Source organism: Bradyrhizobium sp. (assembly GCF_027307225.1).
Lineage (GTDB): Bacteria > Pseudomonadota > Alphaproteobacteria > Rhizobiales > Xanthobacteraceae > Bradyrhizobium.
The window spans coordinates 1-24,990 of record NZ_DAHUXJ010000092.1 but is presented as its reverse complement, the minus strand read 5'-3'; the positions used below and the strand labels follow the sequence as shown (position 1 = coordinate 24,990).

The window sequence follows — 24,990 nt, the reverse complement described above, 5'->3', positions numbered from 1 at the left end:
AGAAACGCGCGCGATCGGCATGGGCATTTTCTACACCCTCTATTATGGCACGATGATGCTGGGCCCAGTCATCGGCGGGGCGCTTGCGAAATGGACCGGGAGCGCGGCGATAACGCTCGATTTTGGCGCCGTATTGCTGCTGGCGTGCCCGCTGCTGTTGTGGGGATTTGACCGGATTTCGAGGCTCGCTCCCGCCGCGACCTGAATACCCGCGAGCGCTAACCGCTCATTAACCCTGCTGGCCGTAGGGTCGAACGGCACCAATAGCGGGTGCCCTGGCGGCGAAGATGGCGTTGGCAAATAAAAAATCGATTCTTCCGTCCGCTGAAGAGCGGCGGCGCTTCCAGCGGGTCAGGGTGCATCTGCTGGGGCGCTACATGCTGCCGGACCGCCGCGAATTTCCGTGCCAGATCATCAATATGTCGCCGGGTGGGCTGGCGCTGCTGGCGCCCGGCATCGGCAATGTCGGCGACCGCGTGATCGCCTATCTCGACCATATCGGACGTGTCGAGGGACGGATCACCCGCATCATCGACAACGGCTTTGCGATGACGGTCGGCGCGACCGCGCGCAAGCGCGACAAGCTTGCCGCACAACTGACCTGGCTTGCCAACCGCGACATCCTCAACCTGCCGGAGGATCGCCGCCATGACCGCATCGTGCCGCGCAATCCGATCGCATTGCTGACGCTTGAAGACGGCACGCGCATGACCTGCCGCATCATCGACATGTCGCGTTCGGGTGCTGCGATCGCGGCCGAAAGCAAGCCCCCAATGAAGTCGACAGTGATGCTCGGCAAGGTCCAGGCACGCGTGGTTCGCAATCTCGATGAAGGCTTTGCGCTCGAATTCATCCACGAGCAGGTGGCAGAGACGCTCGAGGACGCCGTCACCGCGCGCTGACACGATTCATCACTGCCCGCGCTCCGCTGGTTTCGACAGATACTCTTTCGACTGTGCTTCGCCCTTGAGCGGCGTCACCTTGTCCGGATCGATCCTGATCATCAGATAATCGATGTGGTCATCGATTTTCGTGAACCAGGGCCGGTGCCGGCCGGAATGACCACGACATCGCCGGCCTTCAGCTTTTCGGCGATCGCTTTCTTCGTGTAGCTCTCAAGCTCGGATGCCGTTGCCCGGGCACATGGAGCAGGTCGGTTGCGGGTCGGTCGGGTTGATAAGGGCCGCGTCTTCGGCGGCGGGAAGGCTAATCGCAAGCCAAAGCACGGCGGAGAGGTCCAGTAACACTTTCTTCATGATCACCTCGCGGCTTTCGCGCGGCATGTCTGCAACGGACGAGATGGCTTGCCAAGGCTTTCCCACGCATCGGAGACAGCGTTAGCGCCGCGTAAAGCCGCAAGGGATCGCTTTGCCCCTTTTGCGGAGGTCAGGGCGTGCCGGTCGTCCCTGCTGGGCGCCTGTGCGCGCGCAAAATCCCGGTTAACGCTGCGAGCGATGCTGGCAAAATCGGCTGCGTTTTCGGGCGTCCGGCCGTTAATGGCTAAAATTTGAATCAATTGCAGTTGTCTAAAATTGTATTCGAATTCTATTCAAATACAGATCGAATTCTCTGAAGTATTGAGCAGTATTCGCTTCAATTGTACTCGGCGCACTTAGCCGCACCGCAAATCCTTTGTGCGAAACGTGGTCCCAACAAAAAAAGACGGGGGCCACAACAATGTTCAGCTTCAGGGAGCAAAAAGGATTGGCGGTTGCCGCCATCCTGTTGGGATTGACCGTTTCGGCGCGAGCCGCCGATGAGCGGCCGCTTTATGCAAGTCTCGGCGACACCACGCGTGCGCCGATCGGCTGGGTGGAATTCTGCACGGAAACTCCGGCCGAGTGCAAAGGCGGTCAGTCGCAGCCCCGCGATATCGTGATGACGCAAGCGGCCTGGCGCGACCTGAACAAGGTCAACCACTGGGTCAACGAGACCATCAAGCCGATGACCGACATGGATCATTGGGGCGTCGTCGAGAAGTGGTCGATCCCGACCGACGGTTACGGCGACTGCGAAGATTATGTGCTGCTGAAGCGGAAGATGCTGATCGACGCGGGATGGCCGCGCGAGGCGCTTCTGATCACGGTGGTGCGCGACAAGATGGGCGAAGGTCATGCGGTGCTGACCGTCAAGTCCGACAAGGGCGAGTTCATTCTGGACAACCAGAACGAAAACGTCGTGGCCTGGACCGACACCGGCTACCGCTTCGTCAAGCGCCAATCGCAGGGCGACCCGAATGTCTGGGTCTCCCTCGGCGACCCCCGGCCTGCGGCTTTGACCGCGAGCGCCAGGGATCACTAAGGACGATCACTGAGAACCAAGGATTTTAAGAGCTACGCGAGCCGGTCACATCCCCACCCCTCCCCGTCCCAGACCGTCTCGCGAGCGGCCAGCCTTCCCCCAAGGGCTGGCCGCACCCTTTTTGGAGGCTTTGTGAACCAGTTCACATCCGTCCTTGAGGTACCGTGGCACGGTGGAACTCGCCGGATGGCGTAAGCCAATTTAATATCCGGGGCTGGCAAGGCCGTGGGCGTCCATACTGCGCCGACGGCCTTGTTTTTTTGGGCCGCAGTGGCATTCCCTGGCGCCCGGTCATTTGCGCGGGTGGCGGAATATCGGCTGGGTATTGGCGTCTAGCGCTACTGCGTTAAGCTCTCATGGCGAGCTCAGACGGAGGATGCCTTCAGGCAGATGCAGGTCTGGTTCAAGAAGCACAACATGCTCGGCTGAACCCCATCACGTCACGAGAAAGGCGCGCGGATATTCGCCGCGCGCCTGTTCACGCGATTTGTCATGGCGGTGAGTTCAGCCGCAGACCTGGACCGGCCTGACCCGCCATCCATGCCGGGTATGAATGCGCCGCTGCACGACATAGCAGCCGCCGTTATCGTAGTAAGTGTCGTCGTAAGCGTAATCAGGATAGTAGCCGTAGTCGTAGCCGAAGTCGGGTCCGTAGAAGAAATCGCCGCCGCCGAAGAAGCGCCGGCCGTGACGGCCATGACGGAAGCCGCGGTCGCCATGATGGAAGCCGCGGTCGCCATGGTCGAAGCCACGGCTCGCAAATCTGTTGCCGCCGGCAAAGCGGTTACCCCGGGCGGCGCCGGTCGCAACGCCACCGTTCGGTGTCGCATGCGCAAAGCTGTTCATGGGTGCGCCGCCAAAGCCTCCTCCGCGCCCGGCGAAACCGCGCGCGCCAAAGCCGCCGGAATGCGCAGCGCCGAAGCCACCGGCGTGTCCACCGAAGCCGCCAGCATGTCCGCCAAAACCGCCACCACCGAAGCCACCAGCATGACCGCCGCCGCCGAAACCGCCACCGCCAAAGCCGCCACCGCCATGCCCTCCGCCTCCGCCTCCGCCTCCGCCTCCACCGCCTCCGTGGCCACCACCACCGCCGCCGCGCGCCAGAGCGACGTCAGGTGCGAGCATCCCAATCGACGCGACCGCGCACAGCGCGATCATTGTTTTCCGGAACATTGACCTTCTCCTATCAACAGCACACCCCCGCCCACTCGACTACGCGTTCGCAGTCGGCAGGTTCCGCCATCGGGAGCGACCGCGACGAATTGCCGAGATGCGTGGCTCGCCCAGCGAACCTTGCGCAGCGCCAAGAGAAGCGCTGCAGGCGTCAAAAGGAAAATAAAAACGCATTTAAAAAGCGGATTATTCTATCCACGATCATGTTCATGGTCATCATAGCGCAGCGTTGCGCCGAGAAGCGCTGCGTTTGGCGCGGTCGTCGATCCCTGATAACGATTCCGGCATCGCCGACGGCCGGAAGCCTCGCATATGCGCAAATTGATCACCTTCGACGACGACACGTTCGACAAGCTGAAGCAATTGGCGCGCGACCGGATGGCGACGTTCCAGGAATTGGCGGACGAAGCCTTTGCCGATCTGCTCAAGAAGCACGGCATTCCGATCGACCTCAAGGACGCCTTGCGCAAGAGCGCCAAGCTCGTGGCCGAACCGGCCAGGAAACCGGTGGAGGACGGCGGACAACCCAGGCGGACGCGCAAGGCAAAAACATGATGGTGATCATATCGCGGCAAGATTCTGAACAGACGTTCATCAACCGATCTTCTTCAAGCCGTTTCTAAAGCGCGGCCCGTTACCGACGTAGAATTTTGCCGCGCTTCCCATTGCTGTCACCTGGGCCGGTTCGAGCGTCCGGATCACCCGTGCCGGCGCGCCGATGATCAGCGATTGTTCGGGAAAAATCTTGCCTTCGGTAATGACCGCACCGGCGCCAACGATGCTGTTGCGGCCGATTTTGGCGCCATTCATTATGATCGACCCCATGCCGACCAATGCGCCGTCTTCCAGGGTGCAGCCGTGCAGGATCACATTGTGGCCGACCGTGCAGCTCCGGCCGATGGTCAGCGGAAAGCCGCGATCGGTATGACAGGTCGAATTGTCCTGCACGTTGGAACCCTCGCCGATTTCAATCCACTCGTTGTCGCCGCGCAACACCGCGCCGAACCAGACGCTTGCGCCCTCAAGCAGGCGCACCTTGCCGATGACGGCTGCAGTATCGGCGATGAAATAGTTGCCGGACTTGGGAAGGTCGGGGGCCTGCCTGTCGAGTTCGTAGATTGCCATGAATAAAACTCTCCGTTTTCAGAGAGACTCTGGCACAGCCGTCAAAGCGTTTTCAAGCGAAGGCGATGCCGGTTCGCGCCAGGAAAGCGCGTCACGCAAAAAAGGGATTCAGGCCAGCAATCCGGTCGCGCGCAGTGTCATGAGGAAAAAGGAACCGGACATCAGGCTCCAGAAACCCGCAAGCACGGTCGCCATCATCACGAACTCGAACCGGCGGCGTTCGACCTGCACGCCGCGCAGCGTGTTGCGCATGATGATGAAGGGAGCAGCAAACACCAGAAACGGCACCGCCGCAAAGGTGCTCGGCGCAATCCCTTCCTGAAGCAGGCCGAAGCCGGCCGGACGATGCACGAACGCCTGGTATCCGCTGGTGAGCGCGCCGGCGAGCGCAAAGCCGATCGAGAGGGCAAACAGGGAGTTCAACGCATCCGGCGTCATCTGGGTACGTCCACGCAACTACTGAAACCACCCCTTGCTTCGCAAAATTGGCGCGTGGCCGCCACAACATCCTTAAGGAAAGGTTAACAGCACGCCTTCGGAACCCCGGCTCGCACATGGCTCGAATGATCTGCCCGGCCTCAAACCATACGGATGTGCGGCGTCACATGGCATATTCACCGCTGATTCGTTCCCATTGAAATCCCATCCACGCATCGCCTGTTCATGACATTAATCGCGTCATCCCGAACCATCGCGCGCAGCACCGAGAAGGACTGGCGCGCGCACCTGCCTCCGATCGTGCTGGGCGGCATCATCGCCGCTGCGGCTCTTATCCTGGTTGCTTATTTGCTGTGGCCCACCTGGGACGCGGAAAAGGGAGGCGGTCCGGCGCGGCTGCCCGTCAGCGTCGGCTCGACCCTTTTCAACGTGCCGTCCGCCTCGATCCGAATGAAAATCCAGCGCCACACCGGGCCGCAGGAACGCATCGATCTAAGCTTCAGCTATCCCTCGCTCCTACCGCCGGACGCACCGAAACGCGTCAGCGCCTCCACTGTCGAGGAGACCGTGCAACCAATCGACCGGATTTTCCTGTCGATTGCAGCCCATCACGACGCGCTGGCGCCGGAGGAACGTATACGCACCATCTTTCCGCGCTATCTGGAGCAGACCCGGACGGTCGGGGAGGATGGCATGACCATGCGCGCCTTCCGCGAAGGCTCGCCCTATAGCGGGGAGGATTTGTTCTTCGCGTCGTCGCCCAACATGGTGGCGCGTTGCTCGCGCGAGGCGGCTACACCCGGCATGTGCCTGAGCGAGCGCCGCATCGAGGGAGCGGATCTGACCTTCCGCTTTCCGCGCAGCTGGCTGGCGCAATGGCGCGAGGTTGCGGACGCGATGGACCGCCTGACCCAGGAATTACGGGTCTCGAAATAGCAGGCCGAAACGCTAGTGTCCCGGTTCTGACATTCGTATCATATCGCGGCAGGCACTTTTACGAATGTCAGAACCAAAGGGACACTAGCAACTATATGATTCTAGTGTGGCTTTGACTCTGACGTTCCTTTGAGGAGCTCGCTGCAAGACTGAAAGGAACGTCAGAGTCGCCACACTAGTGGACCGCTAGCCCTGCTCGACCAGATCGTCTTCCAGAATAGCCATCTGGAACTGAAACGAGCGATCGTCGTCCTCGTCATCGACAAAGAGAACGCCGATGAATTCCTCGCCGATATAGACCTCGGCCGAGTCATCCTTCTTGGGCCGCGGAACCACGCGGATCTTCGGGTTGCCAAACAGGCGCTTGAGGTAGGCGTCGAGCTTCCTGACTTCCTGAACGTCCACGGCGCGTCTCCAGGTGCAAATATCTTGAGAAGTTTTAGGACGATGCGGCGAGAACCGCCAGCACCATGACCGGATAATTCCGGGCCGCCTTACAGCCGCGCATCAGGGATGCGAATGTTGGAATTGGACCACTAGTGCTCCGATTCCGAAGTTCGTATCATATTGCGGCTCCACGTTTACGAACTTCGGAATCAAGGAGCACTAGCCAATTATATGATTTTAGTGCGGTTTAGAATTTGAAGTTCCTATGACGAGGTTACCGCGAAACTGATAGGAACTTCAAATTCACCGCACTAGAAATTCAAAGCCCGATCGCGTTGATCATCTGGTCCATGGTGCGCGAGGGTTCCGCGCATCCGGCCTCGCCCACGATCCTGGCCGGCACGCCAGCCACCGTCACATTGTGGGGCACCGTTTTGACGACCACGGAGCCGGCCGCGATCCTGGCGCAGTGGCCGACCTCGATATTGCCGAGGATTTTGGCCCCCGCCCCGATCATCACGCCATGGCGGATCTTGGGATGGCGGTCCTCGTTCTCCTTGCCGGTCCCGCCGAGCGTAACCCCATGCAGGATCGAAACATCGTCCTCGATCACCGCCGTCTCACCGCACACAAAACCGGTGGCGTGGTCGAGGAAGATGCCGCGGCCGATGATGGCCGCCGGATTAATGTCAGTCTGAAACGCCGAAGACGACCGGCTTTGCAGATAATAGGCGAAATCCCTGCGACCCTTCTTTAGCAGCCAGTGCGCCAGTCGATGGGCCTGCAAGGCATGAAAACCCTTGAAATAGAGCAAGGGGTCGATGAAGCGCGACGTCGCAGGATCCCGGTCGTAAACCGCGACCAGGTCGGCGCGGAAGGCGTTGCCGATATCGGGATCGTCGCGCAGCGCTTCGTCATAGGCTTGGCGAATCAAGTCACCCGACAGGGCCGAATGGTCCAGGCGCTCGGCGATCCGGTGCACCACCGCCTGCTCCAGCCGGTCGTGATGCAACACGGTGCCATAGATGAACGTCGCGAGCTCCGGTTCCCTGCGAACGATGTCCTCGGCCTCGGACCGGACCCGATCCCAGATCGGATCGAGGGCCGCGAGCTTGCTGCCGCCTAGCGGATTGATCTGATGCTTTGCCATAGGCTCCGCCTGCAAATTCCTGTTTGGTCATCATAATCAGGTTTGTGACCGAATTATTCTAGCATGGGGCACTCCCGCTGTCCCCGCGCCCCTCACACCAAGGGTGAATGCTGGCGTGAGGGGTTGGAATCGCATACGGACTAGCCCTGCGCGACTTACTTGGTTGCGAGTTCCCGCAAATCAAGGCGACTATTGGCGGATTTCCGCGCGTCGGGGGCTCCGGGCATTGTCCGGCTAGTGGAGTGGATTTGACATTCGCTACCCGCCTGGCCGCAATCTCGCTTGGCGAACCTCAAATCCTAAACTCCACTAGAAACCCATATTAGCTAGTGGTCCTTTGATTCTAACATTCGCAAAAGTGGCCGCTGAGGAGGGATGCGAATGTTAGAATCGGACCACTAGATGGCAGAAATTACCGCACACACCATGCCCGAACGCGCCGCCAATCCGCTTTTGATCTGGGCGATCGCCGTTGCGATCCCCCTGATGCTGGTCGCGCCCGCGCTCTGGAACGGCTACCCGATCCTTCAGTCGGACACCGGCGGTTATCTGGCGCGCTGGTATGAAGGCTACCTCGTCCCCAGCCGATCGACCGTCTTCGGCCTCTACCTGCACTACGGCGAACACACCCACTTCTGGGTCAACCTGGCGATCCAGGCGCTGGCGACGATGTGGATCTTGCAGCTGATGCTGCGGGTCTTCGGCCTCGCGAGGCCCTGGCGGCTGTTCGGATCCTGCCTGGTGCTGACCCTGACCACGGCGCTGCCCTGGCTCGCCAGCATGCTGCTTACCGACATCTTTGCCGGCCTGTCGGTGCTGTCGCTGTTTATTCTGGTCCTGCACGGCGACAAGATTTCCCGCGGCGAAAAGATTGCGCTGTTCGTCTTCACGGCGTTTGCGGCGGCGACCCACAGTGCGACGATGGGCGTTCTGTTGGGACTGTGCTGCGTCGGATGGATTGCGCGCCCTTTCCTGCGCGGGCGAATTCGCGCCTCACACCTGCTGCAAGGCACCCTGACGATCGCGATGGGCGCCGTCATGCTCGTTTCCGCCAATTTTGCGCTCTCGGGTCAGGTCGCATGGACCCCCGGTGGCTTTTCGATTGCGTTTGCCCGCATGCTCCAGGACGGTATCGTCAGCCGCTACCTGAACGATCACTGCACCACCGAGAAGTTCAAGCTCTGTCCCTATCGCAACGAGTTGCCGGAAACCGCCGATGATTTCCTGTGGAGCCGCGAAAGCGTCTTCAACAATCTCGGCCGCTTTACCGGCATGCGCGATGAGATGGGATACATTGCCGCGCACGCACTCGCCGACTATCCGCTGTGGCAGGCCGAGGCGGCGCTGCTGGATACGGGCGAGCAGCTGCTCAAGGTCGCGACCGGCGAGAATACCGACCATCCGACGATGATGCACACCTACGGCATCTTCCGGGATTACCTGCCTCGGCAATTGAAAATAGTGGACGCCGCACGCCAGCAGAAGACCCACCTCACCTTCGGCCCGTTCAACCTGATCCACGTTCCGGTGGCGCTGTTTTCAACGTTCCTCGTCTTTGCCTTCCTGTTCGCCTCGATCTGGCGACGGCAGATCGACGAAGTGACGCTGTTGATGGCGACCGTATGCCTGACGCTGGTCGGCAATGCTTTCATCTGCGGCGTGATATCGGGGCCGCACGATCGCTATGGCTCGCGCCTGGTCTGGATCACGACCTTTGCCATCATGATCGCGGCGATAAGGCGCTGGCAGCGCGACGAGACCGCGAACGCCCCGTCACGGACGGCGTGACAGGAAATCCAGCACACCCTCTTTATAGACCTTGTCGCCGACGGCGCGCATGTGATCGCGACGGGGGATATCGAGCACTTCCGAACCGGGAATGATCTCCCCCAAGGCTTGCGCGGAGCCTGCGATCTCGTCCGCGGTGCCGACCGCAATCAATACCGGCACGGCAATCCCGGCCGCTTCCTCTTTCGTCATCAGGCGGCGCGAGCCGCGCAAGCACGCTGCGAGCGCCTTGCGGTCGGACCGGGTCTGGTCGGCAAAAGCGCGGAAGGTCCGCCCGACCGGATCGGTGACTTGGTCCAGCGAGTCCGCCTCGAGCGCCGTGGCGACGTTCTCGCCGGGACCGCCGCCCACGATCAGGCCGATGCCGATGCCGCCGAGGATCGCCGAGCGCAAACGATGCGGCTCGCTGCGCGCCAGCATCGCCGTCATCCGCGAGCCCAGCGAATAACCCATGACGTCGGCGCGATCGAGCTTGAGATGGTCCATCAGGGCCGCGATGTCGCTTGCCATGATGGAGAGCTCATAGTCGGCCGAATCATAGAGCTTGCTGGAATCGCCGTGGCCGCGATTATCGAACGCGACGACACGACGGCCGCTTTTCTTCAGGTCCGACACCCATGTCGGATACACCCAGTTCACATTCTTGCTGGAGGCAAAGCCGTGCACGAGAATGATCGGGTCGCCCTCGCCCTCGTCGAGATAGGCAATTTCGACAGCGCCGTGATGAAAACTCGGCATCGCTTGTTCCGTGTTTTGAGGAGACGTTTCGAAATTAGCCGTTTGCCGCGACGCTTGCCACTTTGGCGGCCGCAAGTTGTCGCCGCAGCCGGCGGCGCTTGCCGTGATCGATCCACGACTGCGTCAGCTGCTCGGTGGTCGACTTGATTGAGACCAGCAGCGAAAATAGCATGAACAGTGCGCCGAATACCCACAACAGCAGATCGAACGCGCCGGCGGTCAGCAAGAGCGCGCCGCGGCCGAGCAGCTTGATCAGCGCCCGCGTCTTGCCGCCGCTTTTTTCCGCCAGCCGCGCCGCGCGCGCGACATCTTCCGGCCCTTCGGCGATTTTCAGCGTATCGATCGCGCCGCGCGCACCGGCCTTCTCGCTGATGCGCCCAACATCCTTGGCCATTCGCACCAGCGCGCCTGCCTTCTCGGCATTGAAGGCGGCGCGAATGGCGCTCACGGTTTTCCCCGGAGATGTCGTCGCGCTGGAGGCAACGGCCTCTTCCAGCATCGGTGCATCGACAATATCCCGCGCCGAGCGACCGGCCCATGCAGTGAGCCCCTCGCCCAGCCGTCCGACCTTGCGCGCATCCTTGACCAGCGTCAGTCCGGCGCGCACCGGCGCGGTGCCGCCGACGGTGACATAGGTCGCGGCCGTCACTGCGAGACCCGCGGTCGCAAGACCGAGCACCAGGCGATCGGTATCCTCGCCCATGACCAGATGCTTGCCCTCGCGGACCACGTCCCTGATGTCGCCAAAGACAAAGAGATCGCCGGCAACAGTGCCCGACAGGCTGCCGGCATCGTCGGCGTTTCCGGTCACAAGACCGCTGGCAAAGCGGCGGGCGAAATGCGAGGCCGAGCTGTCTTCGGTGGCGGCCTGCTTCACCCGGTTCAGCAGATCCTCCGGCAGCGCGATGTTCTTGGCCTTGGCGAGATCGACGAAGCTTTCAGCCAGGCCGGCATCGTGAGCGTCGAGCGCGGCCTCGATCTGACCGGCGACGATATCCCCGCTATTTCGCAAGGCAGAATCGACCTGGATGTCAGACAATTGCGCAGGGTCGTCCTGCGCCACCAACATGGCGCCAGCTTCACGCGCGTGCGGCCACACGACGGCAAGCGCGGCACCACTTGCCGTTATCGCTACCAAAGCCCAACGGATCCGCCGCTGTTTCATCAAAAACCCTGCCCATCACGATGCAACGAGACATAGTGTGCCGCTTTTACGACACAACCGCCCCGACGAAAGAAGGGCTTCTCCGGGACACCAAGATTGTGTCGAATTTGTAAGATGAAAATCAGTAGCCGGGGCTATCGCACGGTTGTGGGAAATGTCAAATCGGCCCCGCTTTGGCGGTAGATTTGGCATTCGCTTCGTCAGATGCCGGAGCACTAGGAATCAACAGCATCCGTTGGTATGGCTGGTTTCCAGTGGCGGAACCCGGCGACGATGTCGCCTGCTGCTTGCTACCTAAGGTGAATCCGATGTCCGATCATGTCGTTCCGCACTTTCACAACGATGCCGGCGTTGCCGTCATCGAGATCGGCTCGCAGGAATTCATGTGCGTTGGGGCCAATCCGCCTTTTGATCATCCGCACGTCTTTCTCGACCTCGGCAACGATAACGAGATCATCTGCCCTTATTGCTCGACGCTCTATCGTTTTGCCGCCGACCTCAAGCCCGGCGAGGCCCGCCCACCGGAATGCGTGCTGACCGACAAGGTCGCCTGATCGGGCAGCTAATGCCCGTGACTTTCCGAAGTTCGTGAAAGTGGGTGCTGCGATGGGTGCACGAGCTTCCGAAAGCGGGCACTAATGGCGGCTTCACGGACGATCATCGTTGCGGGTGCCGGCATCGGCGGACTGACCGCCTCGCTGGCGCTGGCGAAGTTGGGCTTTCGAATCATTGTTCTGGAGAAAGCAGAGCGGCTCGAGGAAGCCGGCGCCGGCTTGCAACTTTCGCCCAATGCCAGCCGCGTGCTGGTCGATCTCGGTCTTGGCCCACGGCTGTCCCGCGCCGTGACACCCGATTCGATCTGCCTGATGAGCGCGAGAAATGGCGGCGAGATCTCGCGCCTTTCACTCGCCAGGGCAGGATCGGCAGCATCGGATACCAGTGCTCCCTATTGGGTGATCCATCGCGCCGATCTGCAGGCTGCGTTGCGCGAGCAGGTCGAAAACTCTTCCAACATCGAATTGCGGCTCGGCTGCCAGTTCGAGGACGTCAGCCCTCACGCCAAGGGATTGACCGTCGTCCAGCGCAGCGGCGCCTCGCGCCGGGACGAACTCGCCGCGGCGCTGATCGGCGCCGACGGAATCTGGTCCACCGTCCGCCAGCATTTGCTGCCGGATGTGCAGCCGCTGTTCTCGGGGCTGATCGCCTGGCGTGGCACGCTCGATACCAGGCAGATGCCGCGCGAATATACCTCGCGCCGCGTGCAACTCTGGATGGGGTCTCAGGCGCATCTCGTTGCCTATCCGATTTCCGCTGCGCGCCAGATCAACGTGGTGGCAGTCGTCCCCGGTGAATGGAATAGGCCGGGCTGGAGCGAACCGGGCGACGGCAATGAAATCAAGAGCGCGTTCGTTGCGGCCGGATGGCATGCCATTCCCCGGATGCTGATCGGCGCCGTCGACGGCTGGCGGAAATGGGCGCTGTTCACCGTCTCCGGCCGCGGTCCATGGACCGGCGACGGCGTAGCGCTGTTGGGGGATGCAGCGCACGCCATGCTGCCGTTCGCGGCCCAGGGCGCGGCGATGGCAATCGAGGACGCAGCGGTGCTGGCGAAATGCATCGCCGCACGGTCCAACGAAAGTCCGGCGGCATTCACGGCAGCCTTGCAACGCTACGAGCGGCTGCGCCGGCCACGCATCATCCGCGTTCAGCGCAGCGCGCGGCAGGCCGGGCGCATCTATCATCTGGCTGGGCCGATGGCGCTTGCGCGCGATCTCTTCATCAAGGCGATGGGACCGCAGCGGATGTTGTCGCGGCAGAACTGGATCTACGATTGGCGGCCCTGAGGCTGCGCCCCGCAAGCCCGATCAGTAGACGGCGTTGCCCGATCGCATCGGCGCATGGCCGGAAGCCGCAGCGGGCGCGGGCGCCGGCGCCGGCGCTGAAGCAGACGCCGCCGCAGTTTTGGCCGGCGGCGTCTCATGGCACTTGTTGGCCACCCACGCCGCGTCGGCATTCCTGGCCTGACCGCGCAGCGCAATGTAGTCGTTGCGATAGGCAACTTCCGCCACGACGGGACCGGCGACTCCGGACTGCGCCTTGCTCATCAGACCCTGCAGTTCGGCCATCCGGGTCCCGAGACTCTTTCGCTCGGCCTCGAGCTGCTTGCAATTATAGAGCTCGTACTTCGCGGGGTCCGCAAAGGCGGAAGTCATGCCGTCGCTCATGTTGGCGCAACCGCCAAGAGCCGCGCCCAGCGCAAAAAGAACCGCGCCTGCGAGGGCACGCAAGGGCGCGCGATGACTGGCCGGGAAAGCGAACATGAGACCCTGTTAATCCGATAAGCTTGAGGTTGCGTAAAGCAGCAACTGATGTCCGGAATGAGGCTTTGCCTTGAGGACGCCGTCATCCCGCGGCTTCCGATGGCACACCACCGGTCGATCTCATTTTCCCGGACTGAGGAACGGCGCTAACTATTTGATCCCATGGCCCAAAGCGGCAGGTGAATTCCGGGCCGCCGAGGGCTTTTGCCGGCGGCCATCGATCTGCAAGGACGGGGCCGAACGAAAGCAAATCCTGCCGACACACTTGAAGAGGTTGGATCGTCACGCCAGCTCTTCTTTGAATAGCCCGCGCCTGCTTCGCGCGAGTACGCCATGCATTCGAACCGCGCGACATCAGAAGGTTTCATCAGCAAACAGGGTTGCTGCAAATCGGCCTGGGCGCGTGTGCAATAATCGCCATGGCGAAGCCGCAGAATTCATTTTACCGTCTGCCCAGCCTCTTCTCATCGCCTCGCCGGAACTGGAGGGAACAATGAAAACCTATCAGCTTTTCATCAACGGCCAGTATGTCGATCCTGCCAAAAATGAATGGTTTGAATCGATCGATCCCTACCGTGGCCAGCCGTGGGCGAAAATCCCACGCGGGTCGGCCGCCGATGTCGACGCCGCCGTGAAGGCCGCCAATGAGGCCATGTGGCGCGGCCCCTGGTCGAAGATGACGGCCTCGGCGCGCGGCAAGGCGATGCGCAAGCTCGGCGACCTCGTCGCCGCGAATGCCGAGCGTCTCGCCGAAATCGAAGTGCGCGACAACGGCAAGCTCATGGCCGAGATGCTTGGCCAGCTTCGTTATCACCCGGAATGGTGGTGGTACTTCGGCGGCCTCGTCGACAAGCTCGAAGGCGGCCTCGTCCCGATCGACAAGCCGGACACCTTCGCCTACACGACGCATGAACCGGTCGGCGTTGTCGCGGCGCTGACGGCCTGGAATTCGCCGTTGCTGTTTGTCGCCTGGAAATGCGCAGCCGCGCTCGCGGCCGGCTGCGCCGTCATCGTCAAGCCATCCGAATTCACTTCCGCCAGCACCCTGGAATTTGCCGCGCTCACAAAAGAGGCCGGCATTCCGGACGGAATCTTCAACGTGGTCACCGGCTTTGGGCCCGAAGCCGGCACCGAGTTGATCTCGCATCCCGGCGTCGCCAAGATCACATTTACCGGATCGGACACGACGGGCGCGAAAGTCTACGAGACGGCCGCACGGAGCCTGAAGCGGGTTTCGCTGGAGCTGGGCGGCAAGTCCCCCAACATTGTCTTCGAGGACGCCGACCTCAGCGCGGCCGCGGCCGGCGTCGTCTCCGGCATCTTCGCCGCCACGGGCCAGACCTGCATCGCGGGATCGCGCCTGTTGGTGCAGAATTCGATCAAGGACAAATTTGTCGAGCGTCTTGTCGAACTCGCGCGCTCCGCCAAGATCGGCGATCCCATGCGGTCGGACACGAACATCGGCCCGGTCACGACGCCGGCGCAATACAAGAAGATCCTCGACTATATCGACATTGCAAAGGCGGAGGGCGCACGCTGTCTCCTCGGAGGCAAGCCTGCCTCAGGCGAGGGCATCGTCGGCGGCCAGTTCGTTGAGCCGACCATCTTTACCGATGTCGACAACAGCATGCGGATCGCACGCGAGGAAGTGTTTGGACCGGTCCTCTCGATCATCGGCTTCGATAGCGAGGAAGACGCCATTCGTATCGCCAACGACACGATCTACGGCCTCGCGGCAGGAATCTGGACCCGCGATCTCGGACGCGCCGTGCGCGTACCGAAGTTGCTGCGCGCCGGAACCGTGTGGGTGAACACGTATCGCGCAATCAGTTACATGATGCCGTTCGGCGGCATGAAGCATTCGGGTATCGGCCGCGAGAGCGGCATCGACGCGGTCCGCGAATACCTGGAAACGAAGAGCGTGTGGATCTCGACCGCGCAAGGCGCCCCGGCCAATCCATTCGTGATGCGCTGAAGGCAGCGACGGAGGCGCCGATTTCAGGATTCTCCAGACCGAACCGGGGATGACCGCCGATCTGGTGCGGGCGGCGGGACTCGAACCCGCACGACGTTGCCATCGAGGGATTTTAAGTCCCTTGCGTCTACCAATTCCGCCACGTCCGCGTCGTGGTCTGCATAGCTTTTTTGCCTATGCCCCGCAAACGTTTTGCAGGAAGGCCTGCCTGTTCTGGTCTTTCACGGCAACGGACGATTCTGGCAGCAAGGCCCGTGACCTGGAATGCACCCGCCTGCTTGCCCGGCGGGAATCAAAGCCCCTCCATTTACGCAGGTCCGGGCGTGAGCTAGCCTGTGGCCAGCATACGTCCCTTGATTTCGGCCGGAGATGGCAGATGCAGCCGCACAATCTTTCCTTCGAGGCTGCGCTTTCGGGGCGCGTCGACGAAATGGTCGATGCCTGCACCCGCTGTGGCAAATGCGTCGAGGCCTGTCCGAGCGTGAAGCCGGCCGGGATTGCGGATGCGGCGCCAGTGGACGTCATCGGCGGCATCCTTGATATCCTTCGCGCGGGTCAGGGAGCGGAGGCATCGCGGAAATGGGCGCAGGCCTGCACGCTCAGCGGTGAATGCATCACGGCCTGCGATGAAGGCGTCAACCCCCGCTTTCTGCTCGCGATGGCACGCGTGGCCATGGCCAAGGCGAAAGATGATTTGCCGGCGCGGCGGCGGCAGGCGCTGGAGAAATATCGCGACGTCGGCCGCGAAGTCACCGTGCTCTCGCAGCTGCAGCTCAATGACGAGGTGCTGACGCGGCTCGGCCAGAAGGCGGCCGCGGTGAACGTGGCGAGCGAGCCGCCGGATTTCGTGTTCTACACGGGCTGCAACGTGCTCAAGACACCGCACATGGCGCTGCTCGCGCTCGACATCATGGACACGCTCGGCATCGGCTATCAGGTGATGGGCGGACCAAGCCATTGCTGCGGGATCGTTCATATGCGGCCCGGCGACGTCGAAATGTCCGGCCGGCTGGGAACGAACAGCATCGACAAGATGTCGCAATCGAAGTCCGGCCAGGTGATTTCCTGGTGTCCGAGTTGCTACGTGCAATTCACCGAAACGACGCTGCCTGCGATCGAACGCCAGCGCGGCAGGCGACCGTTCGAGATGACGCCGTTCCTTCGCTTCCTCGCGCAGCGGATCGAGCAGCTCACGCCGCATCTGCGCGAGCGTGTTCCGTTGCGCGTTGCCCTGCACCGCCATCCCGGCGTTTCCGGCGTGATGGAAGCAGCCGTCGAAATCCTGTCTGCCATCCCGGGCATGACCCTCGTCGACCTGAAGCAGCCGGCGCTGGGCTTGCAGGGCGTCTACCTGAATGTCTTGCCCGAATTCAAGCGCGAGCTGACGCGAAACGAACTCGAGGCCGCCCGCGACGCCGGCATCGACGCCCTCGTCACCGTCTATCATTCCGAGCATCGCGAGCTCTGCGCGCACGAGCGCGACTGGCCCTTCCGCATCGTCAACCTGTTGGAGCTGGTCGGCGAAAGCATGGGGCTCAAACAGCACGATCGCTACAAGGAACTGAAGCTGATGCAGGACGCCGATCAAATCGTCGCCGACTGCGCAGACCTGCTCGCTGCCCACGCGCTCGACGCCGCGAAGGCTCGCGAGGTCGTGGTCAAGGGCATGCTGGCGGATCAGCCGCTGCCGCTGCGCGGCTAACCTCACTGCTTATCGACGTTCCGCCGGCTGATCGCCATGGCGGCGGTGGAACGGCGGATGGCGAGCCGATTTGGGACGACCTCTGCCTTGCTGAAGTTTGCCTTTACAAACTTGTCACCGGTCCTTCTTGTAAGGTTCGCCTGACGTAATACCCCCTTTCGAAATCAAGAGCCTCCCGATGAATCCCGCCAACCTTCCCTTCGATTCCGAGAGCATGCTCGCTGGCCTGCGCAGCTGGGTGGAATGCGAAAGCCCGACCTGGGACGCGGCAGCCGTGGAACGCATGCTCGATCTCGCCGCGCGCGACATGGCGATCATGGGGGCGCAGGTCGAGCGCATCGCCGGACGGCAGGGCTTTGGCGGCTGCGTGCGCGCGAAGTTCCCTCACCCTAAACAAGGCGAGCCCGGCATCCTGATCGCGGGCCATCTCGACACGGTTCACCCCGTCGGCACGATCGAGAAGCTGAAATGGCGGCGCGAAGGCAACAAATGCTACGGCCCCGGCATCTTCGACATGAAGGGCGGCAATTACCTCGCGCTGGAAGCGATCCGGCAACTGGCGCGCGCCGCCGTTGCCACGCCGCTGCCCATCACCGTGCTGTTCACCCCGGACGAAGAAGTCGGCACGCCGTCCGTGCGCGACCTCATCGAGGCGGAAGCCACGCGCAATAAGTATGTGCTGGTGCCCGAACCGGGCCGGCCCAACAACGGCGTCGTCACCGGCCGTTACGCAATCGCGCGCTTCAACCTGGAAGCCACGGGTAAGCCGAGCCATGCCGGCGCCACGCTCTCGTCGGGCCGCTCGGCCATTCGCGAGATGGCCCGCCAGGTGCTCGTCATCGACGGCATGACATCCGAGGATTGCACCTTCTCGGTCGGCATCGTGCATGGCGGCCAATGGGTCAATTGCGTCGCCACCACCTGCACCGGCGAGGCGCTGAGCATGGCCAAACGCCAGGCCGATCTCGACCGCGGTGTCGAACGCATGCTGGCTTTGTCCGGTACCTCCCACGACGTGACCTTCAAGGTGACGCGTGGCGTGACGCGTCCGGTGTGGGAGGCGGATGCCGGCGCCATGGCGCTCTACGAAAAGGCGCGGGGTGTCGCCGCTTCGATGGGGCTCGATTTGCCGCACGGCTCGGCCGGCGGTGGTTCCGATGGCAATTTCACAGGCGCGCTGGGCATCCCGACGCTGGACGGATTGGGCGTGCGTGGCGCGGATGCACACACGCTCAACGAACATATCGAAGTCGACAGCCTTGCCGAGCGCGGCCGCCTGATGGCGGGCCTTTTAGTCGCGCTGACCTAGCGGCAGCCATCATGGCCAAGACCGCAGTCAAAACCCGCGCCATCCCGTTCAAGCCAATCCTTGCCCGCGCCGAAAAGCGCAAGGGCGGCGCAAAGGCGCTCGAAAAGCTTTTGCCGGAGAGGCCGGACATGAAGGCGCTGGCCAGGCTCAGCGACGACCGTTTTCTGGCAGAGATGACGCAGCGGGTGTTTTCCGCAGGCTTTGCCTGGAGCGTCATCGAAAACAAATGGCCGGATTTCGAAAAGGCCTTTCTCGGCTTCAAGCCAGCCAAACTGATTTTCCAGCCAGACGATTTCTGGGACGCTCTGTTGTCCGACACGCGCATCGTGCGCAACGGCGCCAAGATCGCCTCGGTGCGCGAGAACGCTGCTTTCGTGCAGGAGATCGCCAGGGAACATGGCAGCTTCGGCCAATTCCTGGTGAAATGGCCCTCTTCCGATCAGATTGGCCTTCTTGACCTCCTAAGCAAGCGCGGCAGCCGCCTCGGCGGCAACACCGGCCAGATGTTCCTGCGCTTCGTCGGCTGGGACGGCTTTGTCACCTCGCAAGACGTGGTCGCCTGCCTGCGCGACGCCGGCCTCGATATCGCGGCCGAAGTAAAGTCAAAAGGCGATCTCGCCAAGGTGCAGGCGCAGTTCAACGCCTGGGCCGATGAGACCGACCTTCCTCGCGTGCAGATATCGCGGATCTGCGCGATGTCGATCGGGGAGAACCGGATGGAACACCGTTAAGCTGGGCGGTCGAACGGAGTCCGGCCGCACAAGTCCCCGCAAAACCGCAACAGGCCCATACCCGCACGTTGCTTGACGCCGCCCCCGGACGCGGATGGGATTTGTCCTGCTTCCCGCCGATCGCGGAAGCCGAATGAGCCGGGCTGCGTCTCGCGTCGTATCCGAAATGACCGTTTGGGAACCAGACATGCCCCGCATCGCCATTGGCGGTTTTTTGCACGAGACCAACACCTTCGCGCCGACCAGGGCGACCTATGCCGATTTCGTCCATGGCGGCGGCTGGCCGGCGATGGTGCAAGGCGCAGACGTCTTCAAGGTGATCCGCAACATCAATGTCGGGCTCGCCGGCTTCATCGGTGAAGCGGAGAAACATGGCTGGGAACTGGTGCCGACGCTCTTTGCCGCCGCGAGCCCCTGCGCGCATGTCACGAAAGACGCGTATGAGCGCATCGCCAAGGTGATCGTCGAGGGTATCGCGAACGCTGGCCCGCTCGATGCGGTCTATCTCGACCTGCATGGCGCGATGGTAGCTGAGCATTTCGACGACGGCGAAGGCGAAATCCTGCGCCGCGTGCGGCAGGTGATCGGAGACAGGCTGCCGTTAGTCGTCAGCCTCGATCTGCATGCGAACGTCACGCCCGAGATGGCACGTCACGCCGACGCGCTGATTGCGTACCGCACCTATCCGCATGTCGACATGGCCGACACCGGCTGCGCCGCTGCGCGACATCTGGCTTTGCTGTTGCGCGACGGCCAACGTCTCGAAAAGGCGTTCCGGCAGTTGCCGTTTCTGATTCCGATCAGCTGGCAATGCACCAGCGATTTTCCGAGCAAAGCTATCTACGAAAGATTAGCCGCGATCGAGAGCGAGGCGATACCGACGCTTTCCTTCTGTCCGGGCTTCCCGGCCGCCGATTTCGCGCATTGCGGACCCAGCATTTTTGCCTACGGCAAGACGAGCACTGGCGCGCAAGCCGCCGTGGACAAGCTCGCGGCGCTCATCGAAGGCTTTGAGAAGGATTTCGATGGCCGCATCTATGCGCCCGACGAGGGCGTGCAGCTCGCCATGGCGCTCGCGAAAACGGCGCGCAGGCCCGTCATCATCGCCGACACCCAGGATAATCCCGGCGCCGGCGGCGATTCCGACACAACCGGCATGCTGCGGGCGCTGGTCTGCAACAACGCCACGCGTGCGGCCATCGGCGCGATCTACGATCCCGCTTCTGCCAGGGCTGCTCATGAGGGCGGCGTCGGCGCTTCGCTCACACTATCGCTCGGCGGCAAGTCCTGCATACCGGGCGATGCGCCCTTCGAGGCCACCTTCACGGTGGAAAGACTCTCCGACGGAAAATTTGTCGCACCCGGCCCCTATTTCGGCGGCCGCGACATGGATATGGGGCTATCGGCCTGTTTGCGGATTAACGGCATTCGCGTAGTCGTGAGTTCGCATAAAGCCCAATTGGCGGACCAGGCAATGTTTCGCTATGTCGGGGTCGAACCGACCGAACAGGCGATCCTGGTGAACAAGAGCTCGGTACATTTCCGCGCCGATTTCGAACCGATCTCGGAACGAATCCTGATCTGCGCCGCGCCCGGCGCCATGCCCGCCGACCCCGCCTCCTTACCCTGGACCAAGCTGCGCCCCGGCATTCGACTTAAGCCGAACGGGCCTGCCTTCATCGCGCCTCACTCCTCACCGCTTCATTCCATCGCGACCGGATAACATCATGCCCAACATCGACCGCATCGAAGCCTTTGCCGACGAACTCACCGCCATCAGGCGTGATCTGCACGCCCATCCCGAGATCGGCTTTGAAGAGGTTCGCACGTCCGGCATCGTGGCCGAGAAGCTGACGCAGTGGGGCATCGAGGTTCATCGAGGCATCGGCGGCACCGGCGTCGTTGGCGTGCTCAAGGGCAGGGGCAGCGGCAATAAACGCATCGGACTCCGCGCCGACATGGACGCGCTGCCCATGGAAGAGAACACCAATCTGAAATGGCGCTCGACCATTCCCGGCCGCTTTCACGGCTGCGGCCATGACGGCCACACCACGATGCTGCTCGGCACCGCGCGCTATCTGGCCGAGACCCACAATTTCGACGGTACCGTGCACTTTATCTTCCAGCCCGCCGAGGAAGGCCTTGGCGGCGCACGCGCCATGATCAAGGACGGCCTGTTCGAGAAATTTCCGTGCGACGAAATTTACGGACTGCACAACGCGCCCGACCTCAACCACGGCGAACTCGCCGTGCTCCCCGGGCCCGCCATGGCCGGCGCGGATTTCTTCGACATCACGATCATTGGCTATGGCGCGCACGGCGCCATGCCGGAGCGCTCCAGGGACCCGGTCGTGATTGCGATGTCGCTCGGCCAGGCATTGCAGACCATCGTCAGCCGCAACGTCTCACCGAATGCGGCCGCCGTGCTGTCGATTACGCAGATCCACGCGGGCTCCGCCTATAATGTGATCCCGGGCGAAGCCAAATTGGCCGGCACCGTGCGCGCCTTCTCCGATGAGGTGCGCGCGCTGATCCGCGAGCGGATGCGCAGCCTCTGTGCGGGACTTGCCGCCGCCTTCGAGGTCGAGATCAAAGTCGACATCCGCGATATCTTCAGCGTGCTCGTCAACAGCGAGGAGCACTGCAAGGTGGTGGCGGATGTCGCCCGCACCGTGGTCGATCCCGCCAAGGTGTCGACGCGCTCGAATCCAAAGATGGGCAGCGAAGACTTTGCCGACATGCTGCATGCCGTACCCGGCGCCTATTTCTGGCTCGGCCACGACGGCTCCGTGCCGGTGCATAACCCCGGCTACATGCTGGACGACAAGATATTGCCGATCGGTGCCAGCGTGTTTGCCCGCATCGTGGAAGCCCGCCTGCCGGCCGGCTAGTGCGGCGACTCTGACGTTCCTTCAGTTTCGCGGCGATCTCGTCGAAGGAACGTCAGAGTCGCCGCACTAGAAAACTATATTTGCTAGTGTCTCTTTGGTTCTGACATTCGTAAAGGTGCCGGCCGCGAAATAGTACGAATGTCAGAACCGAGACACTAGTTAGCGTTCCAAGGAGCTGCCATGAGCGAAGAAGAAACCACCGACGCCGTTACGGCCCTGCACGATCTCAGCGCCGTCGACATGATTGCGGGTTTTCGCACGCGGCAGTTTACGCCGAGCGAGGTGCTCGACGATGTGCTGGCGCATATCGACGTGTGGGAGCCCCACATCAAGGCGCTCTACGCCTTCGATCCCGACGGCGCGCGTGTCGCCGCCAAGGCTTCGACGGAGCGCTGGCAAAACGGTGAATCCAACAAGCCGCTCGACGGCGTTCCCGTCACCATCAAGGACAATATCGCCACCAAAGGCACGCCTGTGCCGCTCGGCACCGCGACCACCAGGCTCGTGCCCGCCGACGCCGATGCACCGCCCGCGGCGCGGCTGCGCGAGGCCGGCGCGATCATCTTCTCCAAGACCACGATGCCGGATTTCGGCATGCTGTCGTCTGGCCTTTCCAGTTTCCATCCCCTCACCCGCAATCCCTGGGATCTCAGGCAAAATCCCGGCGGATCGAGTGCCGGCGCCGGCGCGGCGGCGGCGGCCGGCTACGGCCCGCTGCATCTTGGCACCGACATTGGCGGCTCGGTGCGGCTGCCGGCGTGCTGGTGCGGCCTTGTCGCGCTGAAACCAAGTTTGGGCCGCGTGCCGATTGATCCGCCTTATGTCGGCCGCGTCGCCGGCCCCATGACGCGCACCGTCGATGACGCCGCGCTGATGATGAGCGTGATGGCAAAGCCCGATCGTCGCGACGGCATGAGCTTGCCGCCCAGCGATTTCCACTGGAAGGCGCTCGACAAGCCGGCGCGCAAATTGCGCATCGGGCTTCTGCTCGACGCCGGCGCAGGCCAGGCACCGGAGCAGGACGTTCGCGAGGTCGTGGTCAAGGCGGCAAAGGCGTTCGAGGTCACAGGCTCCGCCGTCAGCGAGGTCAAGGGCATCCTGACGCCCGAGATGATCGCGGGCCTCGACGGTTTCTGGCGTGCGCGCCTGTGGGACGATCTTTCGAAGATGGCACCGGATCAACGCAGCAAGACGCTGCCCTATATTCTCAAATGGGCGGAAGGCGGCGCAAAACTCTCCGGCGTCGACGTCATCCGAGGGTTCAACACCACCATGGCGATGCGCGCCGGCGCCGCCAAACTCTTTGCCGATATCGACTATCTCGTCTCGCCGGTTTCGCCGGTCGTGAAATTCGCAGCCGAGTTCGCCGCGCCCCTCAACGATCCCGACCGGCCATTCGAGCACATCTGCTACACCGTGCCATGGAACATGGCGGACAATCCGGCGATCTCGATCAATGGCGGCTATGACGCGGCGGGTTTTCCGATCGGCGTGCAGATTATCGGCCGCCGCTTCGACGACCTCGGCGTGCTTGCCATGGCGAAAGCGTTCGAGACCCTGCGCGGTCCGCAGCGGCCGTGGCCGAGTGCGCCGGGAAGGTAAACGTGCATTCTGTCGTTCCGGGGCACGCAAAGCGTGAACCCGGAACCTCGAGATTCCGGGCTCGCGTCTTCGACGCGCCCCGGAAGACGACAATAAAAATTTCCGAGAAGGAAACATCGCATGACCTTCGAAACCATCACCTATGAGGTGTCAAAAAACATTCTCACCATCACGCTCAATCGCCCCGACAAGCTCAACGCCTTCAACGCGACGATGCTGCGGGAGCTGATCGAAGCCTTTGACGCCGCCGACAAGGATGACGAGATCAGGGCGATCATCGTCACCGGCGCAGGCCGCGCCTTCTGTGCCGGCGCCGATCTTTCATCGGGCGCCGACACTTTCGACCGCGACGCCAAGCGCGGACCGGTCAAGCGCCTCCCAGATGGACGAGCAGACTACAGCGATGCGAACGCGCGTGACGGCGGCGGCCAGGTGACCTTGCGCATCTTCAAGTGCCTCAAGCCGGTGATCGCGGCGGTGAACGGGCCTGCGGTCGGCATCGGCGTCACCATGCAGCTCGCGATGGATATCCGCATCGCGTCGGAAGACGCCAGATTCGGCTTTGTGTTTTCCCAGCGAGGCATCGTGCCCGAAGCGGCCTCGAGCTGGTTCCTGCCGCGCATTGTCGGCATCGCGCAGGCGCTCGAATGGTGCTTTACCGGCCGCGTCTTTCCGGCGCAGGAGGCGCTTGCCGGAGGCCTCGTGAGCAAGGTCGTTGCGCCGGACCAACTGCTTGCGACCGCGCGTGCGTTAGCGCGCGAGATCGCGACCAAGACCGCGCCGGTGTCGGTGGCGCTGATCCGGCAGATGATGTGGCGTCTTTCGGCCGCCGACGATCCGATGGAAGCCCACAAGGTCGACAGCCGCGGCATCTATGCCCGCGGCCGCTCCGGCGACGTCAAGGAAGGCGTCATGGCGTTCCTGGAGAAGCGCCCCGCGCACTTCAAGGACAAGGTTTCGTCCGACATGCCCGATTACTTTCCGTGGTGGGACGAACGGGAGTATGAGTGAAGCTGTCGTCCCGGACAAGCGAGCGCCAGCGAGCGCGATCCGGGACCCACCGCGTGATCTCCCGAAGGAACCGCACGGGCAAACGCTCTTCGCAAAACTACTCTTCGTGGTTGATGGGGTGGACGGCCCCCTACGGCATCAGTGTGCCAGAATGAGGTTGTTGCAAATCTCAGACAAGGGAGCCGTCGGTGGGACAGATTATCCGCATTGGAATGGATACGTCGAAGCATATTTTTGTACTGCATGG

The 24,990-nt window shown here is 62.4% G+C and carries 24 protein-coding genes, 1 tRNA gene and 1 pseudogene; 16 read left to right on the top strand and 10 right to left on the bottom strand.

Going from position 1 to position 24,990, the window contains the following annotated elements; genetic code table 11:
* A pseudogene (locus tag M6D32_RS15880) lies at positions 1-205 on the top strand (MFS transporter); the annotation flags it as partial.
* 82 nt (positions 206-287) lie between these two features.
* Positions 288-902, top strand: coding sequence for a PilZ domain-containing protein (locus M6D32_RS15875; RefSeq protein WP_298257828.1), 615 nt, complete (start codon positions 288-290; stop codon positions 900-902).
* Positions 903-1,115: 213 nt separating this feature from the next.
* Here the strand turns inward: M6D32_RS15875 and M6D32_RS15870 are convergent, their stop codons facing one another.
* Complete coding sequence (locus M6D32_RS15870; protein WP_298257826.1) at positions 1,116-1,283, bottom strand: hypothetical protein; 168 nt, start codon at positions 1,281-1,283, stop codon at positions 1,116-1,118.
* A gap of 394 nt (positions 1,284-1,677) precedes the next feature.
* Between M6D32_RS15870 and M6D32_RS15865 the strand changes: the two genes are divergently transcribed.
* Positions 1,678-2,301: a transglutaminase-like cysteine peptidase gene (locus tag M6D32_RS15865; protein ID WP_298257824.1), complete on the top strand. Its 624-nt coding sequence runs from the start codon at positions 1,678-1,680 to the stop codon at positions 2,299-2,301.
* A 504-nt stretch (positions 2,302-2,805) separates the two neighbouring features.
* Here the strand turns inward: M6D32_RS15865 and M6D32_RS15860 are convergent.
* Positions 2,806-3,474, bottom strand: a complete 669-nt coding sequence (locus tag M6D32_RS15860; RefSeq protein ID WP_298257822.1) for a hypothetical protein — start codon at positions 3,472-3,474, stop codon at positions 2,806-2,808.
* 312 nt (positions 3,475-3,786) lie between these two features.
* Between M6D32_RS15860 and M6D32_RS15855 the strand changes: the two genes are divergently transcribed.
* Positions 3,787-4,029 carry a hypothetical protein gene (locus tag M6D32_RS15855; protein ID WP_298257820.1) on the top strand — a complete coding sequence of 81 codons (243 nt, stop codon included), beginning with the start codon at positions 3,787-3,789 and terminating at the stop codon, positions 4,027-4,029.
* A 39-nt stretch (positions 4,030-4,068) separates the two neighbouring features.
* Here M6D32_RS15855 and M6D32_RS15850 read toward each other — a convergent pair whose 3' ends face one another.
* Positions 4,069-4,599, bottom strand: a complete 531-nt coding sequence (locus M6D32_RS15850; RefSeq protein ID WP_298257818.1) for a gamma carbonic anhydrase family protein — start codon at positions 4,597-4,599, stop codon at positions 4,069-4,071.
* Positions 4,600-4,707: 108 nt separating this feature from the next.
* Positions 4,708-5,037, bottom strand: coding sequence for a hypothetical protein (locus M6D32_RS15845; protein ID WP_298257832.1), 330 nt, complete (start codon positions 5,035-5,037; stop codon positions 4,708-4,710).
* Positions 5,038-5,262: 225 nt separating this feature from the next.
* Between M6D32_RS15845 and M6D32_RS15840 the strand changes: the two genes are divergently transcribed.
* A complete protein-coding gene (locus M6D32_RS15840; protein ID WP_298257815.1) occupies positions 5,263-5,973 on the top strand; it encodes a hypothetical protein in 711 nt (236 codons plus the stop codon).
* Positions 5,974-6,159: 186 nt separating this feature from the next.
* Here the strand turns inward: M6D32_RS15840 and M6D32_RS15835 are convergent, their stop codons facing one another.
* Together M6D32_RS15835 and cysE are read right to left on the bottom strand one after the other, a co-directional pair.
* On the bottom strand, positions 6,160-6,378 hold the full coding sequence (locus tag M6D32_RS15835; RefSeq protein ID WP_079543740.1) for a DUF3126 family protein: 219 nt from the start codon (positions 6,376-6,378) through the stop codon (positions 6,160-6,162).
* Positions 6,379-6,679: 301 nt separating this feature from the next.
* Positions 6,680-7,510: a serine O-acetyltransferase gene (cysE, locus tag M6D32_RS15830; protein WP_298257810.1), complete on the bottom strand. Its 831-nt coding sequence runs from the start codon at positions 7,508-7,510 to the stop codon at positions 6,680-6,682.
* Positions 7,511-7,936: 426 nt separating this feature from the next.
* On the opposite strand from cysE, the gene M6D32_RS15825 reads away from it, so the two are divergent.
* Entirely contained in the window at positions 7,937-9,298 is a 1,362-nt protein-coding gene (locus tag M6D32_RS15825; protein ID WP_298257830.1) for a hypothetical protein, read from the top strand.
* On the opposite strand, the gene M6D32_RS15820 is transcribed toward M6D32_RS15825, so the two are convergent.
* Complete coding sequence (locus tag M6D32_RS15820) at positions 9,284-10,036, bottom strand: alpha/beta hydrolase (protein WP_298257808.1); 753 nt, start codon at positions 10,034-10,036, stop codon at positions 9,284-9,286. The two genes, M6D32_RS15825 and M6D32_RS15820, sit on opposite strands and share 15 nt — an antisense overlap.
* A gap of 34 nt (positions 10,037-10,070) precedes the next feature.
* The gene (locus tag M6D32_RS15815; protein ID WP_298257806.1) at positions 10,071-11,201 is read right to left on the bottom strand and encodes a hypothetical protein; all 1,131 of its coding nucleotides are present in this window, start codon (positions 11,199-11,201) and stop codon (positions 10,071-10,073) included.
* 308 nt (positions 11,202-11,509) lie between these two features.
* Here M6D32_RS15815 and M6D32_RS15810 point away from each other — a divergent pair, with 308 nt between their 5' ends.
* Together M6D32_RS15810 and M6D32_RS15805 are read left to right on the top strand one after the other, a co-directional pair.
* Positions 11,510-11,755, top strand: coding sequence for a zinc-finger domain-containing protein (locus M6D32_RS15810; protein WP_298112709.1), 246 nt, complete (start codon positions 11,510-11,512; stop codon positions 11,753-11,755).
* An 84-nt stretch (positions 11,756-11,839) separates the two neighbouring features.
* Entirely contained in the window at positions 11,840-13,045 is a 1,206-nt protein-coding gene (locus M6D32_RS15805; protein ID WP_298257803.1) for an FAD-dependent monooxygenase, read from the top strand.
* 21 nt (positions 13,046-13,066) lie between these two features.
* Here M6D32_RS15805 and M6D32_RS15800 read toward each other — a convergent pair whose 3' ends face one another.
* Positions 13,067-13,522, bottom strand: a complete 456-nt coding sequence (locus M6D32_RS15800) for a hypothetical protein (RefSeq protein WP_298257802.1) — start codon at positions 13,520-13,522, stop codon at positions 13,067-13,069.
* Positions 13,523-14,015: 493 nt separating this feature from the next.
* Here M6D32_RS15800 and M6D32_RS15795 point away from each other — a divergent pair, with 493 nt between their 5' ends.
* Positions 14,016-15,497 (top strand): aldehyde dehydrogenase, encoded by a 1,482-nt coding sequence (locus M6D32_RS15795; RefSeq protein WP_298257800.1) that lies wholly within the window; start codon positions 14,016-14,018, stop codon positions 15,495-15,497.
* A 62-nt stretch (positions 15,498-15,559) separates the two neighbouring features.
* Here the strand turns inward: M6D32_RS15795 and M6D32_RS15790 are convergent.
* A tRNA-Leu gene (locus M6D32_RS15790) sits at positions 15,560-15,646 on the bottom strand.
* 227 nt (positions 15,647-15,873) lie between these two features.
* Between M6D32_RS15790 and M6D32_RS15785 the strand changes: the two genes are divergently transcribed.
* From M6D32_RS15785 to M6D32_RS15755, 7 genes are all read left to right on the top strand, one after another.
* Positions 15,874-17,199: a (Fe-S)-binding protein gene (locus M6D32_RS15785; RefSeq protein WP_298257798.1), complete on the top strand. Its 1,326-nt coding sequence runs from the start codon at positions 15,874-15,876 to the stop codon at positions 17,197-17,199.
* A 178-nt stretch (positions 17,200-17,377) separates the two neighbouring features.
* Complete coding sequence (locus tag M6D32_RS15780) at positions 17,378-18,508, top strand: M20/M25/M40 family metallo-hydrolase (protein ID WP_298257796.1); 1,131 nt, start codon at positions 17,378-17,380, stop codon at positions 18,506-18,508.
* An 11-nt stretch (positions 18,509-18,519) separates the two neighbouring features.
* Entirely contained in the window at positions 18,520-19,239 is a 720-nt protein-coding gene (locus M6D32_RS15775) for a DNA-3-methyladenine glycosylase I (RefSeq protein WP_298257794.1), read from the top strand.
* 187 nt (positions 19,240-19,426) lie between these two features.
* Complete coding sequence (locus M6D32_RS15770) at positions 19,427-20,962, top strand: M81 family metallopeptidase (protein WP_298257792.1); 1,536 nt, start codon at positions 19,427-19,429, stop codon at positions 20,960-20,962.
* A gap of 4 nt (positions 20,963-20,966) precedes the next feature.
* Positions 20,967-22,130, top strand: a complete 1,164-nt coding sequence (locus tag M6D32_RS15765; protein ID WP_298257790.1) for a M20 aminoacylase family protein — start codon at positions 20,967-20,969, stop codon at positions 22,128-22,130.
* A 180-nt stretch (positions 22,131-22,310) separates the two neighbouring features.
* Positions 22,311-23,732, top strand: coding sequence for an amidase (locus M6D32_RS15760; RefSeq protein WP_298257788.1), 1,422 nt, complete (start codon positions 22,311-22,313; stop codon positions 23,730-23,732).
* A gap of 120 nt (positions 23,733-23,852) precedes the next feature.
* Entirely contained in the window at positions 23,853-24,743 is an 891-nt protein-coding gene (locus M6D32_RS15755; RefSeq protein WP_298257786.1) for a crotonase/enoyl-CoA hydratase family protein, read from the top strand.
* The last annotated feature ends 247 nt before the right edge of the window (positions 24,744-24,990 follow it).

What these genes read in the sequence shown, in the direction of transcription:
- M6D32_RS15770 (WP_298257792.1), top strand. Translation starts at nt 19,427, where the DNA reads ATGCCCCGCATCGCCATTGGCGGTTTTTTGCACGAGACCAACACCTTC.
- M6D32_RS15825 (WP_298257830.1), top strand. Translation starts at nt 7,937, where the DNA reads ATGCCCGAACGCGCCGCCAATCCGCTTTTGATCTGGGCGATCGCCGTT.
- M6D32_RS15875 (WP_298257828.1), top strand. Translation starts at nt 288, where the DNA reads ATGGCGTTGGCAAATAAAAAATCGATTCTTCCGTCCGCTGAAGAGCGG.
- M6D32_RS15780 (WP_298257796.1), top strand. Translation starts at nt 17,378, where the DNA reads ATGAATCCCGCCAACCTTCCCTTCGATTCCGAGAGCATGCTCGCTGGC.
- cysE (WP_298257810.1), bottom strand. Translation starts at nt 7,510, where the DNA reads ATGGCAAAGCATCAGATCAATCCGCTAGGCGGCAGCAAGCTCGCGGCC.
- M6D32_RS15850 (WP_298257818.1), bottom strand. Translation starts at nt 4,599, where the DNA reads ATGGCAATCTACGAACTCGACAGGCAGGCCCCCGACCTTCCCAAGTCC.
- M6D32_RS15845 (WP_298257832.1), bottom strand. Translation starts at nt 5,037, where the DNA reads ATGACGCCGGATGCGTTGAACTCCCTGTTTGCCCTCTCGATCGGCTTT.
- M6D32_RS15860 (WP_298257822.1), bottom strand. Translation starts at nt 3,474, where the DNA reads ATGTTCCGGAAAACAATGATCGCGCTGTGCGCGGTCGCGTCGATTGGG.
- M6D32_RS15805 (WP_298257803.1), top strand. Translation starts at nt 11,840, where the DNA reads ATGGCGGCTTCACGGACGATCATCGTTGCGGGTGCCGGCATCGGCGGA.
- M6D32_RS15785 (WP_298257798.1), top strand. Translation starts at nt 15,874, where the DNA reads ATGCAGCCGCACAATCTTTCCTTCGAGGCTGCGCTTTCGGGGCGCGTC.
- M6D32_RS15815 (WP_298257806.1), bottom strand. Translation starts at nt 11,201, where the DNA reads ATGAAACAGCGGCGGATCCGTTGGGCTTTGGTAGCGATAACGGCAAGT.
- M6D32_RS15870 (WP_298257826.1), bottom strand. Translation starts at nt 1,283, where the DNA reads ATGCCGCGCGAAAGCCGCGAGGTGATCATGAAGAAAGTGTTACTGGAC.
- M6D32_RS15820 (WP_298257808.1), bottom strand. Translation starts at nt 10,036, where the DNA reads ATGCCGAGTTTTCATCACGGCGCTGTCGAAATTGCCTATCTCGACGAG.
- M6D32_RS15855 (WP_298257820.1), top strand. Translation starts at nt 3,787, where the DNA reads ATGCGCAAATTGATCACCTTCGACGACGACACGTTCGACAAGCTGAAG.
- M6D32_RS15865 (WP_298257824.1), top strand. Translation starts at nt 1,678, where the DNA reads ATGTTCAGCTTCAGGGAGCAAAAAGGATTGGCGGTTGCCGCCATCCTG.
- M6D32_RS15765 (WP_298257790.1), top strand. Translation starts at nt 20,967, where the DNA reads ATGCCCAACATCGACCGCATCGAAGCCTTTGCCGACGAACTCACCGCC.
- M6D32_RS15775 (WP_298257794.1), top strand. Translation starts at nt 18,520, where the DNA reads ATGGCCAAGACCGCAGTCAAAACCCGCGCCATCCCGTTCAAGCCAATC.
- M6D32_RS15760 (WP_298257788.1), top strand. Translation starts at nt 22,311, where the DNA reads ATGAGCGAAGAAGAAACCACCGACGCCGTTACGGCCCTGCACGATCTC.
- M6D32_RS15800 (WP_298257802.1), bottom strand. Translation starts at nt 13,522, where the DNA reads ATGTTCGCTTTCCCGGCCAGTCATCGCGCGCCCTTGCGTGCCCTCGCA.
- M6D32_RS15755 (WP_298257786.1), top strand. Translation starts at nt 23,853, where the DNA reads ATGACCTTCGAAACCATCACCTATGAGGTGTCAAAAAACATTCTCACC.
- M6D32_RS15810 (WP_298112709.1), top strand. Translation starts at nt 11,510, where the DNA reads ATGTCCGATCATGTCGTTCCGCACTTTCACAACGATGCCGGCGTTGCC.
- M6D32_RS15840 (WP_298257815.1), top strand. Translation starts at nt 5,263, where the DNA reads ATGACATTAATCGCGTCATCCCGAACCATCGCGCGCAGCACCGAGAAG.
- M6D32_RS15795 (WP_298257800.1), top strand. Translation starts at nt 14,016, where the DNA reads ATGAAAACCTATCAGCTTTTCATCAACGGCCAGTATGTCGATCCTGCC.